The organism is Pseudomonas sp. NFACC51 (assembly GCF_900103575.1).
Lineage (GTDB): Bacteria > Pseudomonadota > Gammaproteobacteria > Pseudomonadales > Pseudomonadaceae > Aquipseudomonas > Aquipseudomonas fluorescens_Q.
In genome coordinates this window covers 276,731-293,027 of record NZ_FMXH01000005.1, presented here as the reverse complement: position 1 = coordinate 293,027, position 16,297 = coordinate 276,731, and the positions used below count along the sequence as shown (strand labels likewise).

Sequence of the window (16,297 nt, the reverse complement as noted above, 5' to 3'; positions counted from 1 at the left end):
AGACTTGCCGCCTTTCCTCGTATCAAGAAGCCCGTTCATGGCCCAGCCGTCCACGACTTACAAGTTTGAACTGAACCTCACCGATCTCGACCGCAATGTGTATGAGAATGTGAAGCAGACCATCGCCCGCCACCCTTCGGAAACCGAAGAGCGCATGACCGTGCGTCTGCTGGCCTACGCGTTCTGGTACAACGAGCTGCTGGCGTTTGGTCGGGGCCTGTCAGACGTCGACGAGCCTGCGCTGTGGGAAAAAAGCCTGGATGACCGTGTGCTGCACTGGATCGAAGTCGGCCAGCCGGATGCCGATCGCCTGACCTGGTGCTCGCGCCGGACCGAGCGTACCAGCCTGCTGGCTTACGGCAGCCTGCGGGTGTGGGAAGGCAAGGTGATCCCGGCGGTCAAGAACCTGAAGAACGTCAACATCGCCGCTGTGCCCCAGGAAGTGCTCGAAACCCTGGCCCAGGACATGCCCCGGGTGATCAAGTGGGATGTGATGATCAGTGAGGGCACGATTTTCGTGACCGACGACCGTGGCCAGCATGAAGTCCAGCTGCAATGGTTGCTGGGCGAGCGTGGTTGAGCCGTTGACCCGGTATTGAGTGAACTCATTGTGGCGAGGGAGCTTGCTCCCGCTTGGGTGCGCAGCACCCACAAAAAGGGGCCGCTTCGCAGCCCAGCGGGAGCAAGCTCCCTCGCCACAGTCCAGGATCCAAAAAATAGAGAAATGTCCGTCACCCCATGCGCATAGAACCCCGCCAACTGCCCGACACCCTGCCATTTCTCGGTGACCTGCCGCCCCTGTTGACCCGCCTGTACGCTGCGCGTGGTGTGCAGTCCGAGGCTGAACTGGACAAGAGCCTGGCGCGCTTGATTCCCTTTCAGCAGCTCAAGGGGATCGACGCCGCGGTGGATCTGCTGGTGACGGCGCTGGAGCAACGCCAACGCATCCTGATCGTGGGTGACTTCGATGCTGATGGCGCGACCGCCAGCACCGTGGGCATGCTCGGGTTGCGCCTGCTCGGTGCGGCCCATGTCGACTACCTGGTGCCCAATCGCTTCGAATATGGCTACGGGCTGACCCCGGAAATCGTCGAAGTCGCCTTGGCCCGCGAACCACAGTTGCTGATCACCGTGGATAACGGTATTTCCAGTGTGGAAGGCGTGGCGGCGGCGAAAGCGGCGGGGCTCAAGGTGCTGGTCACCGACCACCACTTGCCCGGCCTCGAACTGCCGGCAGCCGATGCCATCGTCAATCCGAATCAGCCGGGCTGCGAGTTCCCGAGCAAGGCCCTGGCGGGTGTCGGGGTGATTTTCTATGTGCTGATGGCCCTGCGGGCGCGTCTGCGCAGCCTGGGGTGGTATGCCAGTACACCTCAGCCGAACATCGGCGAATTGCTCGACCTGGTGGCCCTGGGCAGCGTGGCCGACGTGGTGCCCCTGGACGCGAATAACCGGATCCTGGTGCACCAGGGCCTGGAACGGATTCGCGCCGGGCGTGCCCGGCCCGGCATCAAGGCAATCCTGGAAGTGGCCAAGCGCGACGCTTCGCGTATCACCTCCACCGACCTCGGCTTTATCCTCGGGCCGCGTCTGAATGCGGCAGGGCGCCTGGACGACATGAGCCTGGGCATCGAGTGCCTGCTCACCGACGATCCGGCCCTGGCGCGGGAGATGGCGGCGCAACTGGACGGCATGAACCAGGACCGCAAGTCCATCGAGCAGGGCATGCAGCGCGAAGCCCTGGCCCAGCTCAAGGACCTGCCGGTGGAGTCGATGCCGTTCGGCTTGTGCCTGTTCGATCCGCAGTGGCACCAAGGGGTCATCGGCATTCTCGCCTCGCGGATGAAAGAGCGCTATTTCCGTCCGACCATTGCTTTTGCCGATGCCGGGGACGGCTTGCTCAAGGGCTCGGGGCGCTCGGTGCCGGGCTTTCACATTCGTGATGCGCTGAGTGTGGTGGCGGCGCAGCATCCCACCTTGATCAGCAAGTACGGCGGTCACGCCATGGCTGCGGGGCTGACGCTGCCGGAAGCGAATTTTCCGTTGTTCGCCGAGGCGTTCGATGCGGAAGTGCGCCGGCAGTTGCGCGAAGAAGACCTGACCGGCCGGCTGTTGTCCGATGGCACCCTGGCAGTGGAGGAGTTCCACCTCGAACTGGCCCGGGCGCTGCGCCATGCCGGTCCCTGGGGCCAGCATTTCCCGGAGCCGATGTTCCATGGCGTGTTCCAGTTGGTCGAACAACGCGTGGTGGGCGAACGGCACCTTAAGGTCGTCCTCAAGAGCGAGTGCGGCTCAGTGAAGCTCGACGGCATTGCCTTCGGCATCGACCGCGAGATCTGGCCCAACCCTACCGTGCGCTGGGTGGAACTGGCCTACAAGCTCGACCTCAACGAGTTCCGCGGCCAGGAAACGGTGCAGTTGATGATTGCCCATATCGAACCGCGCTAGCCGACAGGCCTTTGTGGCGAGGGAGCTTGCTCCCGCTGGGGCGCGCAGCGGCCCTGGAGCCCGGCGACGCGGTGGATCAGGTTGATTGAGTGAGCTTGAGAGGGGGCTGCTGCGCAGCCCAGCGGGAGCAAGCTCCCTTGCCACAAAAGCCCAAAAGCCCAAAAGCTCAAAAGCTCAAAAGCTCAAAAGCTCAAAAGCTCAAAAGCTCAAAAGCTCAAAAGCATTCCGGTCGACCAACCGATTTGCTCTTGAAGCTGACACCGATTCGAGGCATTCCCTTAACCCACGCCGTGCCCAATTCCCGTGGCGAGGGAGCTTGCGTCACACCGTCGGTTTTTAAGTTCTGAACCCTCCGTCCCTGCGGGTTGTCGACTAGGCTCTAAGCACTGCTTGATAGCCCTTGTGACGTCTTGTCGAATTTTTTGCCCGCGGGGGCGGGTGTTGCACCTTTTGTCACACGTCGACTTTTCAAACAGAACCCTGGAGCCTGCCCACTGATTCGAGAGGTGCCCCATGAGTCTGCTGCTGGAACCCTATACCCTTCGCCAATTGACCCTGCCCAATCGCATCGCGGTATCGCCGATGTGCCAGTATTCGAGCACCGATGGCCTGGCCAACGATTGGCACCTGGTGCACTTGGGCAGCCGTGCCGTGGGCGGTGCCGGCCTGGTGTTCACCGAAGCCACCGCCGTCACCGCCGACGGTCGCATCACTGCCCAGGACCTGGGGCTGTGGAATGATGAACAGATCGAACCCTTGCAACGCATCACCCGGTTCATTACCGCCCAAGGGGCCGTGCCGGGCATACAACTGGCCCATGCCGGACGCAAGGCCAGCACCTGGCGACCCTGGCTGGGCAAGCATGGCAGCGTAAAACCGGCGGACGGCGGTTGGGTGCCGGTTGGCCCATCGCCGATTGCCTTCGACCCGCAGCACACCCAGCCGGTCCAACTGGACGAAGAGCAGATCGCCGGGGTGATCCAGGCCTTCGTGGACTCGGCCAAGCGTGCTCTCACGGCCGGCTTCAAGGTGGTTGAGGTCCACGCGGCCCATGGTTATCTGTTGCATCAGTTCCTCTCGCCCTTGAGCAATCAGCGGCGCGATCAATATGGCGGCTCGTTCGAGAATCGCATCCGCCTGGTGCTGCAAGTCACCGAAGCGGTGCGGGCCGTATGGCCTGAAGAACTGCCGGTGTTCGTTCGCGTTTCTGCCACCGATTGGGTCGAGGACGGGTGGAACCCGGACGAAACCGTGGAGCTGGCACGGCGGTTCAGGGCCCTGGGAGTGGATTTGATCGATGTGTCATCGGGTGGCACGGCCGCCAATGCGGAAATTCCCACCGGCCCGGGTTACCAGACGCGCTTTGCCGAGCGGGTGCGCAAGGAGTCGGAAATCGCCACCGGCACCGTCGGCATGATCACCGAACCGGCCCAGGCCGAACACATCCTGCGCACCTGCCAGGCCGATATCATCTTCCTGGCCCGCGAATTGTTGCGCGATCCGTACTGGGCCCTGCATGCCGACGATGACCTGGGCGGACGCAAGGCCACGTGGCCCGCGCAGTACCAGCGGGCCACGCATCGGGACCAGCCGATTCATGAGTCGGATTTGCGTGATTGAGTGAGGGATAAAAAAGCCCCGGTCTTGTTGGCCGGGGCTTTTGCTTATCTGGCGGAAATATTCGGTGTCTATAGCTGTCTCATCGCGAGCAGCAGGGCTCAGGGGTACTTGCGCTTATCCGGCGCCGGCGGGAAGTACTGGTACAACCAGGTCTCGCTCAAGGTGCGGTCCTGGGTGCGAATGAACAGGCGCATCTGCACCGGCTCCACACTGTCGTCGGTCGGGTGCCAGTCGAAGGTAATGCGGTAGCCCTTGATCGCATCCAGCACCAGCACATTGAAGTCCTTCACTTCGCCGTGGGAGCAGGTCACCACCGGTTCGATGCCGGTGCCCGGCGGCAGTTGGTCGAGGCCGCCGCCGCTGAAGTCCACGGCAAAGCGACGGGCCCAGACGGTCGGGTAATGCTCGCCCGGTGCCCAGCCTTCGATGAAACCGCCCATGCCTGAGCGGGTGGCGTCGACGCGGGCCAGGTCCGTGCTGACCGGCGGCAGCGCGCTCCAGTAGAGCTTGTAGCCATAGTTCAGCGAGTCACCGGCGGCCACCGGTTTTTTCGGTGTCCAGAACGCGACAATGTTGTCCAGGGTTTCGCCGGTGGTAGGAATCTCCAGCAAGTCGACCGAGCCTTCGCCCCAGGCCGTCGTCGGTTCGACCCACACGCTTGGGCGCTTGCTGTACCAGTCCACAGTGTCCTGGTAGCTGGCAAAGTCGTGGTCGGTCTGCACCAGGCCGAAACCTTTCGGGTCCTTGTCGGCGAAGGCGTTGAATTGCAAGGTGGCGGGGTTGTTCAACGGACGGCACACCCACTCGCCGTTGCCGCGCCACATGGCCAGCCGGTCGGAATCGTGGATTTGCGGGTGAATGGTGTCGCACATGCGCCGTTCGACGGTGCCACAGCTGAACATGCTGGTCATGGGCGCGATACCCAGTTGCTCGATGGCGGTACGGGCATTGATGTGCGCGTCGATCTCCATCACTACCCGGGTTGGCTGGCAATCGATGTCAAACCGATAGGCTCCGGTGGCGCTGGGGGAGTCGAGCAGGGCATAGACCACGAACCGGGTGCTGTTCTTTTCCGGGGTTTCGAACCAGAACTTGGTGAAGTCCGGGAATTCTTCGCGTTGCTTGGCGTAGGTGTCGATGGCCAAGCCGCGGGCCGACAGCCCGTACTGGCCGCTGGCATCCACGGCGCGGAAGTAGCTGGCCCCCAGAAACGAAACGATGTCGTGCCGGTCCAGTTCCGGCGCCTTGAAGACGCGAAAGCCGGCGAAGCCCAGGTCACCCTTCAATTGCGCGGTGTTGACCGTGGTTTTCTGATAGTTGAACAGTTCCGGACGGAAGTGCACCTCACGGGCCATACGCGTCTTCGGATCGACGCTGTACATGCGCACCGGTTGCTTGAAGCCCATGCCGACGTGGAAGAACTGCGCATCCAGTTGCCGCCCGTCCAGGTCATTCCACAGCGAGTGGTTGACGTCGTACTGGATGGCGTTGAACTGCAGCGGAGACATCAGGGCCAGGGTTTCTGGCAGGACTTGCTTGGTGTCGACATAGCGGCTCTCGGCCAGCCGTCGGGCTTGATCTTTCAAACCGTTGAAGTCGAAAGGACGGGCTTCGCCGTCGGCAGTCTGATCGGCGGCCCAGGCGCGTGCGGCCATGAGCCCGGAGGCTGAAAGCCCGGTGTAGGCGGCGAAGGCCATGGAGGCCTTGAGCAGATTCCTGCGGTGCATAAATACAACCTTTCTCGAAACAATCCCGAGCCGTTCCTGGCAACAAAGACTGATAAGGGAGTTCGGACATGCCTTTGGCCAAACGCGACGAACGTTAGAACAGATGCCTGAGAGCTGGATCGGTTCACCGAGGCGCAAAATCATAGGGGAAATACGGGCTTTGAGAGCAAGGAAAGCGTGGCTTGGTCAAATTTTCTTACAGTTATTTCTTTTTTTATATCGATTTCGACTTTTTTTGACTAATTACTCTAAAACTCCCTTTTCACGCTTTGAATCCTCCCTATTCTTTAGCGTGATAGACGATCTAATCCGGGTTCAGACGGGGCTATCAGGTCAACCTCGACGTAAAGAAGGACAACTCATGACAAAAATACAGGGCATTACCGAAATGCTGGGGATCTTTCCTGGCCTGACCAACCCGCGCAGGCCACGCCGGCTCAGCCTTGAAGAATTGAGACTGGTGGAGCGTTATCGGGAGTTGTCGGAAAACGACCGCATCGCCATGCGCTACCTGGTGGATGCGATGAGGAGTGTTTCGCGGTTTTGAAGCGTGGCGCAGGTGAGCGGTCGGGGCAGGCGCGCCGGCCGACATCACTCCACCGACCAGTCCTGGGGACGTTCGGTGCGCTGGTGCAGTATCCGCAGGACTTGTAGTTGTCCCTGCTCGAGCCGGTACGGGGCAACGAACGGGTAGCGTGTCAACACCAGCTCTCGAATATCGGGAACGACCGAAGGACGGCCCGAGCCGGGAAAGCGTTGCAGTTGGCGCAATGTCTCCAGGATGGCGAGGATGACCTCATCGGCGCCTTCTGCGCCGATAGCGCTTTGGTAATGTTCGTGGATCGAGTCGAGGTCACTCTGTGCTTTGTCGGTCAGTACGATGCTCGGCACGCTTTGCCCACTTAGCCTTCACGGCGTCCAGATCGGTCAGATTTCCAGCGTCGGCATCGGCCATGCCTTCGCTGATGGCTTGCAGATGCCAGGATTCGGCTTCCACATATCGAACCAGTGCACGCTTGAGGTGATATTGGCGGTCGCGGTCGGTGGCGGCAGCCAGCAAGTCCAGCTGTTGGGCCAGACCTTCTTCCACACGAAAGGACAAAACGGGCGAGGCCATGGCTGATCTCCAAGGTGTATACGTTGTAGACACCCTAGGTGCTGCCAGGATTTCCGTCAACCGGCGGGCGTGCACCGATCGACGAAAACCTTAGCAGGACGAACGCCGGGCAGGCGCGAGCATGTGTTGCCAACGTTGTCTTGTCGTCAATGCTTGAACATCACATGTCGCACCACCGTGTAATCCTCCAGCCCATACATGGACATGTCCTTGCCATAGCCGGAACGTTTCTGACCGCCATGGGGCATTTCGCTGACGAGCATGAAGTGCGTGTTCACCCAAGTGCAGCCGTATTGCAGGCGTGCCGACAGGCGATGGGCACGGCCAATGTCGGCGGTCCACACCGATGAGGCCAGGCCGTAGTCCGAATCGTTGGCCCAGGCCAGTACTTGTGCTTCGTCGAGGAACGGGGTGACGGACACCACTGGCCCGAAGACTTCCCGGCGGACGATTTCGTCATCCTGCTGGGCGTCGGCCAGCACCGTCGGTTCGAAGAAAAAACCGTTGCCGTCCACCGCTTTGCCGCCGGTGACCAGGCGGATATGAGGCTGGGCGATGGCCCGCTCGACGAAAGCGGCCACGCGGTCGCGGTGCTGGGCGGTGATCAGCGGGCCCATTTCGGTGTCCGGCGCAGTTTGCAGGCCGTACTTGATGCTGCCCACCGCGGCACCGAGTTTCTCGACGAACTGCTCGTAGATGCCTTGCTGGGCATAGATGCGGCAGGCGGCGGTGCAGTCCTGGCCGGCATTGTAGAAACCGAAAGTGCGAATGCCTTCCACCGCCGCGTCAATATCGGCGTCGTCGAAAATGATCACCGGGGCCTTGCCGCCCAGTTCCATGTGCATGCGCTTGACGCTGTCGGACGTGCTGGAAATGATGTTCGAGCCGGTGGCGATGGAGCCGGTCAGCGACACCATGCGCACTTTCGGGTGGGTGACCAGCGGATTGCCGACGGTCTGCCCACGGCCAAAGATCACGTTGAGCACGCCGGCCGGGAAAATTTCCGACGCCAGTTCCGCCAGGCGCAACGCTGTCAGTGGGGTTTGCTCCGACGGCTTGAGCACCACGGTATTGCCGGCCGCCAGGGCCGGGGCGATTTTCCAGGCGACCATCATCAGCGGGTAGTTCCACGGCGCGATGGAGGCGATGACGCCCACCGGATCGCGACGGATCATCGAAGTGTGCCCCGGCAGGTACTCGCCGCCCGCCGAACCGCTCATGCAGCGGCTGGCGCCAGCAAAGAAGCGGAACACGTCGGCAATCGCCGGGATCTCGTCGTTCAGCGCGGCGCTCAAGGGTTTGCCGCAGTTGTCCGACTCCAGCTTCGCCAGTTCTTCGCCGTGGGCTTCGATGGCATTGGCCAGCTTGAGCAGCAACAGGGAGCGGTCCTTGGGCGGTACTTGCGACCAGGCTTCGAAGGCGGCATCGGCGGCGCGCACGGCGGCATCGACCTGGGCCTCGCTGGCCTCGTTGATTTCCACCAGTACTCGCCCCAGCGACGGGTTGAACACTGCCTGGCCGGGGCCTTCGCCGTTCACCAGGTGGCCGTTGATCAGCAGTTTGGTTTGCATGTCCAAGTCCTCTTCAATCTTGTTTGTGACTCCTGTGGGAGCGAGCAAGCCCGCTCCCACAAGGGATCCGGTTCCACCGTGACTATTTCCCGCCGCTACCGGCCACGCTCTCACCGCCACGGGTCAGGTAATACGCGCCCAATATCGGCAACATCGTGACCATCATCACCAGCATCGCCACCACGTTGGTCACCGGCACATCGCGAGGGCGGCTAAGCTGGTTGAGCAGCCACAGCGGCAAGGTGCGTTCGTGGCCGGCGGTGAAGGTGGTGACGATGATCTCGTCGAACGACAGCGCGAACGCCAGCATCCCGCCGGCCAGCAGTGCCGACCCCAGGTTAGGCAGGATGATGTAGCGAAAGGTCTGCCAGCCGTCGGCGCCCAGGTCCATCGAAGCCTCGATCAGACTGTGGGAGGTGCGGCGCAGGCGGGCGATCACGTTGTTGTAGACGATCACCACGCAGAAGGTTGCATGGCCGACGACGATGGTGAACATCCCGGGTTCGATGCCCAAGGTCTTGAAGGTCGCCAGCAGCGCGATACCGGTGATGATGCCCGGCAAGGCAATCGGCAGGATCAGCATCAGCGAAATGCCCTGTTTGCCGAAGAAATCCCGGCGGTACAGCGCCGCCGAGGCCAGGGTGCCAAGCACCATGGCGATCAGTGTGGCGATGGCTGCGACCTGCAACGACAGCTTGATCGCTTCCAGCACATCCGGGCGCGAGAAGGCGACGCTGAACCACTTCAAGGTCAGGCCCTTGGGCGGGAAGCTGAACGCCGCGTCCTCGGTATTGAAGGCGTAGAGGAAGATGATCAGGATTGGGAAGTGCAGGAACACCAGCCCGCCCCACGCCGCGATCCGCAAGCCCCACGAGGCCCGGTCTTGAGAGTCAGAGTGCATCGAAAGCTCCCAGTCGCTTGACGATGGATAAATACAGCGCGATCAGCACGATGGGCACCAGGGTGAACGCCGCGGCCATGGGCATGTTGCCGATGGCGCCTTGCTGGGCGTAGACCATGCTGCCGACGAAGTAGCCCGGCGGGCCCACCAGTTGCGGCACGATGAAATCTCCCAGGGTCAGCGAGAAGGTGAAGATCGAGCCGGCGGCGATGCCGGGGATCGACAGCGGCAGGATCACCTGCATGAACGTCTGGTGTGGCCTGGCGCCCAGGTCGGCCGAGGCTTGCAGCAGCGATGGCGGCAGGCGCTCCAGGGACGCCTGGATCGGCAGGATCATGAACGGCAGCCAGATGTAGACGAACACCAAAAAACGCCCCAGGTGTGAGGTGGACAAGGTGCTGCCGCCCACGCCGGGGATCCCCAGCACGAACTGCAACACCGGCCCCAGGCCCAGGTGCTGGACGAACCATTGCGCCACGCCGCCCTTGGCCAGCAGCAGTGTCCAGGCATAGGCCTTGACGATATAGCTGGCCCACATCGGCAGCATCACCGCGATGTAGAAAAACGCCTTGGTCTTGCCACTGGTGTAGCGCGCCATGTAATAGGCAATCGGGAACGCGACGATGGCGCTGGCGATGGACACCGCTATCGCCATGCTCAGGGTGCGCAAAATGATGTCGAAGTTCGACGGTTGGAACAGCGCCGCGAAATTCGCCAGGGTCAGGTCCGGCGTGACCGCCATGGTGAAGTCGTCGAAGGTGTAGAAACCTTGCCACAGCAAGGTCAGCAGCGAGCCCAGGTAGATTGCGCCGAACCAGATCAGTGGCGGCACCAGCAACATCGACAGGTACAGGTTGGGGCGCCGGTACAGCAGGTTGGAAAAGCGCCGCAACGGTGAGCCGGGCGCGGGCGTTTGAGCGATGGCCAGGGTGTTCATCTCACACCTCGCCACTGACGGTGTCGTGCAGCGCGACCATCGCCTCCCGTGCCCAGCGTACGCTCAGATGCTGGCCGGTCTGGTGCTGCGCCGTGTTGTCGAGCCACTGGGTGTTGGCCTGGCTGAGGTTCAGGGTCTGGCCGTTGGCAAGTTTCAACTCGTAGCGCGTGGCGCTGCCCTGATATTGGATGTCGTGCAGCAGGCCGTGGACTTCGATCTCACCACTGGCCAACGGACCCTCGGCGAAACGCACGTGTTCCGGGCGAATCGAGAACGGCTGTGGATAACCGCTCAGTTCCCGGGCCAACTCGCCGCGGATCACGTTGGAGGTGCCGACGAATTCGGCGACGAAGGTGGTCGCCGGTTTCATGTACAGGTTGCGTGGGGTGTCGACCTGTTCGATGCGGCCCTTGTTGAACACCGCCACGCGGTCGGACATCGACAGTGCTTCGGTCTGGTCGTGGGTGACGAAAATGAAGGTGATGCCCAGCTGGCGTTGCAGCTTCTTCAACTCGCCCTGCATCTGTTCACGCAACTTCAAGTCGAGGGCGCCCAAGGGTTCATCGAGCAGCAACACCCGTGGGCGATTGACCAACGCGCGGGCCAAGGCCACGCGTTGGCGCTGGCCGCCGGAGAGCTGCACCGGCTTGCGTTCGCTGTAGCCGCCCAGGGCAACCATCTCCAGCGCTTCGTCGGCGCGCTTGATGCGCTCGGCCTTGGCGACGCCTTTGACTTTCAGGCCGTAGGCCACGTTGTCGCGCACGTTCATATGGGGGAAGAGGGCGTAATCCTGGAAAACCGTATTGACGTCCCGCTGGTACGGCGCGAGCCCGGTGGCCTCTTCGCCATGGATGCGGATCGAGCCGGCACTGGGTTGTTCGAACCCGGCGATCAGCCGCAGGCAGGTGGTCTTGCCCGAACCGGATGGGCCCAGCATGGAAAAGAACTCGCCGTCCTGGATGTCGATGCAAACCCGGTCAACGGCTTTCACCTCGCCGAACTGACGGGATACCTGGGTGAATTGGACTGCAAGCGTCATGGTGCGGGGCTCCAAAAAGCGGGGCGGGTATGAAATTTCAGGGATTGGAATGCGATCCCGTGGCGAGGGAGCTTGCTCCCGCTGGGTGGCGCAGCCACCCCAAAACCAGCCGATGCGGTGGGTCAGGTCATACCGCGTTGGTCTGTTTTGGGCGTGCTGCGCACGCCAGCGGGAGCAAGCTCCCTCGCCACAGGGTTAACCAGGTCCCCCCAAACAGGCTAATGCGCTTTAGCGTCCGCCCATGATCGCAATGTAGTCCTGGGTCCAGCGACTGTACGGCACGAACTTGCCGCCCTCGGCCTGTGGGGTTTTCCAGAAGGCGATCTTGTCGAACTGATCGAAACCGTTGGTCTTGCAGCCCTCGGCGCCCAGCAGCTCGCTGCCCTTGCACGCCGCCGGCACCGCCGGCAAGGAGCCGAACCAGGCGGCGACGTCCCCCTGGACTTTCGGTTGCAGCGACCAGTCCATCCACTTGTACGCGCAGTTGGGGTGCTTGGCCTCGGCGTGCAACATCGTGGTGTCGGCCCAACCAGTGGCACCTTCTTTGGGAATGGTCGAGGCGATCGGTTGCTTCTCGTTCATCAGCCCGTTGACCTGATACGGCCAGGCGCCGGACGCCACCACGCCTTCGTTCTTGAAATCGCTCATCTGCACGGTGGTGTCGTGCCAGTAGCGGTGGATCAGCGGTTGCTGGGCCCGCAGCAATTCCAGCACGGCCTTGTACTGCGCCTCGTCGAGTTGATACGGGTCCTTGATGCCCAACTCAGGCTTGGCGGTCTTGAGGTACAGCGCCGCGTCGGCGATGTAGATCGGACCATCGTAGGCTTGCACGCGGCCTTTGTTCGGCTTGCCGTCGGGCAGGTTCTGGGCGCTGAACAGCACGCTCCAACTGGTGGGCGCCTGCTTGAACACGTCGGTGTTGTACATCAGCACGTTCGGGCCCCACTGGTACGGGGTGCCGTAGGTTTGCTGGTTGACCACGTACCACGGTGCATCCTTGAGGCGCGGATCGAGGTTTTTCCAGTTGGAGATCAGCGCGGTGTTGATCGGCTGCACACGCTTGCCGGCAATCAGCCGCAACGAGGCGTCGCCCGAGGCGGTGACCAGGTCGTAGCCACCCTTGGTCATCAGGCTGACCATTTCGTCGGAGGTGGCGGCGGTTTTCACATTGACCTTGCAACCGGTTTCCTTCTCGAAACCGGTGACCCAATCGTAAGCCTTGTCGCTTTCGCCGCGTTCGATGTAACCCGGCCAGGCGACGATATCCAGTTGGCCCTCGCCGGCGCCGACGACCTTGAGCGGTTCGGCGGCCTGGAGGCTGACGCTGGTCAGCAGCGCCGTGGTGATTGCACTGAGCAATACGGTCTTGTGCGCGTACATGGAAATCCCTCTTGCTTTAATTATGGTCGGGGCAGTGTTTCAACGGGGTGAAGCGCCATTGAAGGTCTGTTATTAGAGTAGTGCTGTTATCTACAGATGCTGGCCGTGGCGGGCCATGATGTGGCGCACCACGCTGTAGTCCTGGAGCGAATCGCTGGACAGGTCTTTCCCGTAACCCGAACGTTTCAGGCCGCCGTGGGGCATTTCGCTGACCAGCATGAAATGGCTGTTGATCCAGGTGCAGCCGTATTGCAGGCGCGCCGCGACCTGCATGGCCTTGTCCAGGTTCTGCGTCCATACCGAGGACGCCAGGCCGTATTCGGAGTCGTTGGCCCAGTCCACTGCCTGGCTGAGTTCGTCGAAGCGGGTCACGGTGACCACCGGGCCAAACACTTCGCGCTGGACGATTTCATCGCTTTGCTTGCAGCCGGCCAGCAGCGTGGGCTGGTAGTAGAAACCGGCGCCGGAATGCACCGCCGCGCCGGTGATGCGTTCGATGTGCGGCTGGCCGAGGGCGCGCTCGACGAAACTGGCGACGCGGTCGCGCTGGCGGGTGCTGATCAGCGGGCCGATCTCGTTGTCGGCGTCGCGCTTGCCGGCAAAGCGCAGGCTGCTGACCGCCGCACCGAGTTCGGCCACCAGGCGATCGTGAATCGCGCCTTGGGCGTAGATCCGGCACGCCGCGGTGCAATCCTGCCCGGCGTTGTAATAACCGTAGGTGCGCACGCCTTCGACCACGGCCTGGATGTCGGCGTCGTTGCACACGATCACCGGTGCCTTGCCGCCCAGCTCCAAGTGCGTGCGCTTGAGGTTTTTCGCTGCTGCCTGAAGGATCTTCTGCCCGGTGACGATATCGCCGGTCAGCGAGACCATGCGCACCTTGGGATGGCTGACCAGATGGCTGCCCACACCTTCGCCGCCCCCGCAGAGGATATTGATGACGCCTCGAGGCAGGATCTGGGCCAGTGTCGGCGCCAGGGCCAGGATCGACAGCGGTGTGTGTTCCGACGGCTTGAACACCAGCGTATTGCCGGCCGCCAGGGCCGGGGCGATTTTCCACGCGGCCATCATGATCGGATAGTTCCACGGTGCGATGGACGCCACCACGCCAATCGGGTCGCGGCGCACCATGCTGGTGTAGCCGGGCAGGTATTCGCCACTGAGCTGGCCGGTCTGGCAGCGCACGGCGCCAGCGAAGAAACGGAATACATCCACCGTCGCATTGAGGTCGTCCTGGCGCGCCAGGTGCAGCGGCTTGCCGCAGTTCAGGGATTCGAGGCGGGCCAGCTCATCGGCGTTCTTTTCGATGGCGCTGGCGATGTCCAGCAGCAGGTTCGAGCGTTGTTGCGGCGTGGTGCGCGACCAACCGTCGAAGGCCTGATGGGCGGCGAGGATCGCGGCTTCGACTTGCTCGGTACTGGCCTCGGCGATATGAGCCACCACTTCGCCGGTAGCTGGGTTGAGAATCGGCTCGACAATGCCTGCACCGGGAACGAGTTCCCCGTCGATCAGCAACGCGGTGCACAACGGGGTTTGCATACCAGCCATGTCCGATTTCTCTTTTTATGTCGGTTGAAACACCGAACCTGTGGGGGCGAGCTTGCTCGCTCCCACAATGGAATGTGGTGATGCAGCAAGACTAGTGCTCAGCCTCAAGGCCGACAAATTCGAAATACTCAAGGCTGCGTTCGATTAAATAGATGGCTTGCGCCCGCCATGAGGCTGTTCCCGGGCGACGGCCAGGAACGGGTCGACCGACGCCGGTCGCGCCGTGCCCCGGCGCCAGGCCAGGCCGACGTCGAGGGTCTGGTTGAGGTCGGCAATCGGTCGTGCTTCGATGATGTCACCCTCCAGCGACCAAGGCCGGTAGGTCATGTCCGGCTGGATCGACACGCCCAACCCCGCCGCCACCAGGCTGCGCACCGCTTCGGTCGATGCCGTACGCAGGGTGATCTTCGGTTGCAGGCCGGCACCGCGCCACAGGCGTTGGGCGTTACGGTCCATTTCATCGACGTTCAGCTGGATCAGCGGTTCGCGGGCCACGTCGGCCAGGTTGATGCTGTCGTGTTCCAGCAATGGGTGCTGCGCCGGCAGCCACAAGCGGTGTGGTGAATGCGTCAGCACTTCGGTCTGCAAGGCATGGCGGTCTTCCAGGTTGGACAGGATCAACACCCCGACGTCGATTTCGCCGCTGACCAGTAAATGCTCGATGTAGGGCCGCTCGTCCTCCATCACCCGGATTTCCACGTTGGGATAGGCGCGCTGGAAACGGGTCAGCAGGTCAGCCAGGTAATAGCCGGCGACCAGGCTGGTGACGCCGATGGTGACTTGGCCGGCGACCTGGTCGGTGCTCTGTTGCAGGCTGCGCTTGGCATTGTCGACCGTAGCCAGGATCAAATGGGCCTGGCGCAGGAATTGATGACCCTGATGGGTCAGGGTCATGCCTTTGGCGTGGCGGTTGAACAGGCTGACGCCGATTTCCTGCTCCAGTTGCTGGATGGCCAGGGTCAAGGTCGACTGGGAAATGAACGCCGTTTGCGCAGCGGCGGAGATCGAGCCGGTTTCGGCCACAGCGATGAAATGGCGGATCTGGCGCAGGGTCATCATGGTCGAATACCCGGTGGGCGATTTTTATCAATGTGCTGGAGTGTATATCGTTTTTTTAGAAGGGTAGGTAAGTGTGTCTTTGAATGAGCCAGGCAACATCTGGAAGCAATCTCGCCAACGGCGCCGGGGCACTTTCGATCTACGCTGGTGGCCTTAAGTTGACCCGAATAGGTGGAGACAACAAATGAACACCCGTGGATTGCTCGATCAGCTTCTCAAGTCCGGCCAGGAAATGTTGCAGAACAAGGCTGGCGGGTCCCAAGGCAAGTCATCCGGCGGTCTGGGTGGATTGCTCGGCGGCTCCGGCAACCTGGGCGGGATGCTTTCCGGCGCGGGCGGCGGGGCACTGGCCGCCGGCGCCATGGGCCTTTTGCTGGGCAACAAGAAAGCCCGCAGCTTCGGCGGCAAGGCCTTGGCTTATGGCGGCCTCGCAGCCTTGGGCGTGATCGCCTACAAGGCCTACGGCAACTGGCAGGCCCAGCAAGGCACCGCGCCGAAATCCGAACCGCAGACCCTCGACCGTGTACCTCCGGCGCAGGTCGAGCAGCACAGCCAAGCGATCCTCAAGGCGCTGGTGGCGGCGGCCAAAGCCGACGGCCATGTGGACGAGCGCGAGCGGCAGTTGATCGAAGGCGAGTTCACCAAGCTCGACAACGACCAGGAACTGCAACACTGGCTGCACGCCGAACTCAACAAGCCCCTGGACCCCACCGACGTCGCCCGCGCCGCCAGCACCCCGGAGATGGCGGCAGAAATGTACATCGCCAGCGTGATGCTGGTGGACGAGGAAAACTTCATGGAGAAGTCCTACCTCGATGAACTGGCGCGCCAACTCAAATTGGAGCCGGGGTTGAAAGTGGAACTGGAAAAACAGGTGCGCCAGGCGACCGCCTAGAACAGCCCCAGCGCTATTCCCTGATCCACCGCCATCGCGAGCAGGCTCCCACAGA

Annotated in this window: 15 protein-coding genes; 5 read left to right on the top strand and 10 right to left on the bottom strand. The window is 62.2% G+C overall.

The genetic code is table 11. The annotated features are described in order from the left end of the window. Nucleotides 1-37: 37 nt before the first annotated feature. From BLT00_RS13060 to BLT00_RS13050, 3 genes are all read left to right on the top strand, one after another. The gene (locus BLT00_RS13060) at nt 38-580 is read left to right on the top strand and encodes a YaeQ family protein (protein WP_003198109.1); all 543 of its coding nucleotides are present in this window, start codon (nt 38-40) and stop codon (nt 578-580) included. 158 nt (nt 581-738) lie between these two features. Then, nucleotides 739-2,448 carry a single-stranded-DNA-specific exonuclease RecJ gene (gene recJ / locus BLT00_RS13055; RefSeq protein ID WP_092143935.1) on the top strand — a complete coding sequence of 570 codons (1,710 nt, stop codon included), beginning with the start codon at nt 739-741 and terminating at the stop codon, nt 2,446-2,448. 513 nt (nt 2,449-2,961) lie between these two features. Beyond that, entirely contained in the window at nt 2,962-4,068 is a 1,107-nt protein-coding gene (locus BLT00_RS13050; protein ID WP_092143939.1) for an NADH:flavin oxidoreductase/NADH oxidase, read from the top strand. Nucleotides 4,069-4,166: 98 nt separating this feature from the next. On the opposite strand, the gene BLT00_RS13045 is transcribed toward BLT00_RS13050, so the two are convergent. Then, complete coding sequence (locus BLT00_RS13045; RefSeq protein ID WP_092143942.1) at nt 4,167-5,795, bottom strand: glucan biosynthesis protein D; 1,629 nt, start codon at nt 5,793-5,795, stop codon at nt 4,167-4,169. A 361-nt stretch (nt 5,796-6,156) separates the two neighbouring features. Here BLT00_RS13045 and BLT00_RS13040 point away from each other — a divergent pair, with 361 nt between their 5' ends. Next, nucleotides 6,157-6,342 (top strand): hypothetical protein, encoded by a 186-nt coding sequence (locus BLT00_RS13040; RefSeq protein ID WP_092143945.1) that lies wholly within the window; start codon nt 6,157-6,159, stop codon nt 6,340-6,342. Between the two features lie 44 nt (nt 6,343-6,386). Here BLT00_RS13040 and BLT00_RS13035 read toward each other — a convergent pair whose 3' ends face one another. The 9 genes from BLT00_RS13035 to BLT00_RS12995 form a co-directional block, all read right to left on the bottom strand. Beyond that, nucleotides 6,387-6,686: a type II toxin-antitoxin system RelE/ParE family toxin gene (locus BLT00_RS13035; protein ID WP_063322817.1), complete on the bottom strand. Its 300-nt coding sequence runs from the start codon at nt 6,684-6,686 to the stop codon at nt 6,387-6,389. After that, nucleotides 6,649-6,912 (bottom strand): CopG family ribbon-helix-helix protein, encoded by a 264-nt coding sequence (locus tag BLT00_RS13030; RefSeq protein WP_063322816.1) that lies wholly within the window; start codon nt 6,910-6,912, stop codon nt 6,649-6,651. The genes BLT00_RS13035 and BLT00_RS13030 overlap by 38 nt, the downstream gene beginning before the upstream one ends. Nucleotides 6,913-7,058: 146 nt before the next feature. After that, nucleotides 7,059-8,483 carry a gamma-aminobutyraldehyde dehydrogenase gene (locus BLT00_RS13025; RefSeq protein WP_092143948.1) on the bottom strand — a complete coding sequence of 475 codons (1,425 nt, stop codon included), beginning with the start codon at nt 8,481-8,483 and terminating at the stop codon, nt 7,059-7,061. Nucleotides 8,484-8,565: 82 nt separating this feature from the next. Next, nucleotides 8,566-9,384: an ABC transporter permease gene (locus BLT00_RS13020; protein ID WP_057448389.1), complete on the bottom strand. Its 819-nt coding sequence runs from the start codon at nt 9,382-9,384 to the stop codon at nt 8,566-8,568. Further along, nucleotides 9,374-10,321, bottom strand: a complete 948-nt coding sequence (locus BLT00_RS13015; protein ID WP_092143951.1) for an ABC transporter permease — start codon at nt 10,319-10,321, stop codon at nt 9,374-9,376. Before BLT00_RS13015 ends, BLT00_RS13020 begins: the two co-directional genes overlap by 11 nt. 1 nt (nt 10,322) lies before the next feature. Beyond that, a complete protein-coding gene (locus BLT00_RS13010; RefSeq protein WP_092143954.1) occupies nt 10,323-11,360 on the bottom strand; it encodes an ABC transporter ATP-binding protein in 1,038 nt (345 codons plus the stop codon). A 228-nt stretch (nt 11,361-11,588) separates the two neighbouring features. Beyond that, a complete protein-coding gene (gene ydcS / locus BLT00_RS13005) occupies nt 11,589-12,740 on the bottom strand; it encodes a putative ABC transporter substrate-binding protein YdcS (RefSeq protein WP_092143957.1) in 1,152 nt (383 codons plus the stop codon). 90 nt (nt 12,741-12,830) lie between these two features. Further along, a complete protein-coding gene (locus BLT00_RS13000) occupies nt 12,831-14,288 on the bottom strand; it encodes a gamma-aminobutyraldehyde dehydrogenase (protein ID WP_092143960.1) in 1,458 nt (485 codons plus the stop codon). 144 nt (nt 14,289-14,432) lie between these two features. After that, nucleotides 14,433-15,347, bottom strand: coding sequence for a LysR family transcriptional regulator (locus BLT00_RS12995; RefSeq protein WP_018611075.1), 915 nt, complete (start codon nt 15,345-15,347; stop codon nt 14,433-14,435). A 184-nt stretch (nt 15,348-15,531) separates the two neighbouring features. Here BLT00_RS12995 and BLT00_RS12990 point away from each other — a divergent pair, with 184 nt between their 5' ends. Continuing rightward, nucleotides 15,532-16,242 carry a tellurite resistance TerB family protein gene (locus BLT00_RS12990; protein WP_092143963.1) on the top strand — a complete coding sequence of 237 codons (711 nt, stop codon included), beginning with the start codon at nt 15,532-15,534 and terminating at the stop codon, nt 16,240-16,242. The last annotated feature ends 55 nt before the right edge of the window (nt 16,243-16,297 follow it).

Bases quoted from the DNA above. Each gene is read 5' to 3' on its own strand.
- BLT00_RS13020 (WP_057448389.1), bottom strand. From the start codon at position 9,384: ATGCACTCTGACTCTCAAGACCGGGCCTCGTGGGGCTTGCGGATCGCG.
- BLT00_RS13000 (WP_092143960.1), bottom strand. From the start codon at position 14,288: ATGGCTGGTATGCAAACCCCGTTGTGCACCGCGTTGCTGATCGACGGG.
- BLT00_RS13050 (WP_092143939.1), top strand. From the start codon at position 2,962: ATGAGTCTGCTGCTGGAACCCTATACCCTTCGCCAATTGACCCTGCCC.
- BLT00_RS13015 (WP_092143951.1), bottom strand. From the start codon at position 10,321: ATGAACACCCTGGCCATCGCTCAAACGCCCGCGCCCGGCTCACCGTTG.
- BLT00_RS13060 (WP_003198109.1), top strand. From the start codon at position 38: ATGGCCCAGCCGTCCACGACTTACAAGTTTGAACTGAACCTCACCGAT.
- BLT00_RS13030 (WP_063322816.1), bottom strand. From the start codon at position 6,912: ATGGCCTCGCCCGTTTTGTCCTTTCGTGTGGAAGAAGGTCTGGCCCAA.
- BLT00_RS13025 (WP_092143948.1), bottom strand. From the start codon at position 8,483: ATGCAAACCAAACTGCTGATCAACGGCCACCTGGTGAACGGCGAAGGC.
- BLT00_RS12995 (WP_018611075.1), bottom strand. From the start codon at position 15,347: ATGATGACCCTGCGCCAGATCCGCCATTTCATCGCTGTGGCCGAAACC.
- ydcS (WP_092143957.1), bottom strand. From the start codon at position 12,740: ATGTACGCGCACAAGACCGTATTGCTCAGTGCAATCACCACGGCGCTG.
- BLT00_RS13010 (WP_092143954.1), bottom strand. From the start codon at position 11,360: ATGACGCTTGCAGTCCAATTCACCCAGGTATCCCGTCAGTTCGGCGAG.
- BLT00_RS12990 (WP_092143963.1), top strand. From the start codon at position 15,532: ATGAACACCCGTGGATTGCTCGATCAGCTTCTCAAGTCCGGCCAGGAA.
- recJ (WP_092143935.1), top strand. From the start codon at position 739: ATGCGCATAGAACCCCGCCAACTGCCCGACACCCTGCCATTTCTCGGT.
- BLT00_RS13040 (WP_092143945.1), top strand. From the start codon at position 6,157: ATGACAAAAATACAGGGCATTACCGAAATGCTGGGGATCTTTCCTGGC.
- BLT00_RS13045 (WP_092143942.1), bottom strand. From the start codon at position 5,795: ATGCACCGCAGGAATCTGCTCAAGGCCTCCATGGCCTTCGCCGCCTAC.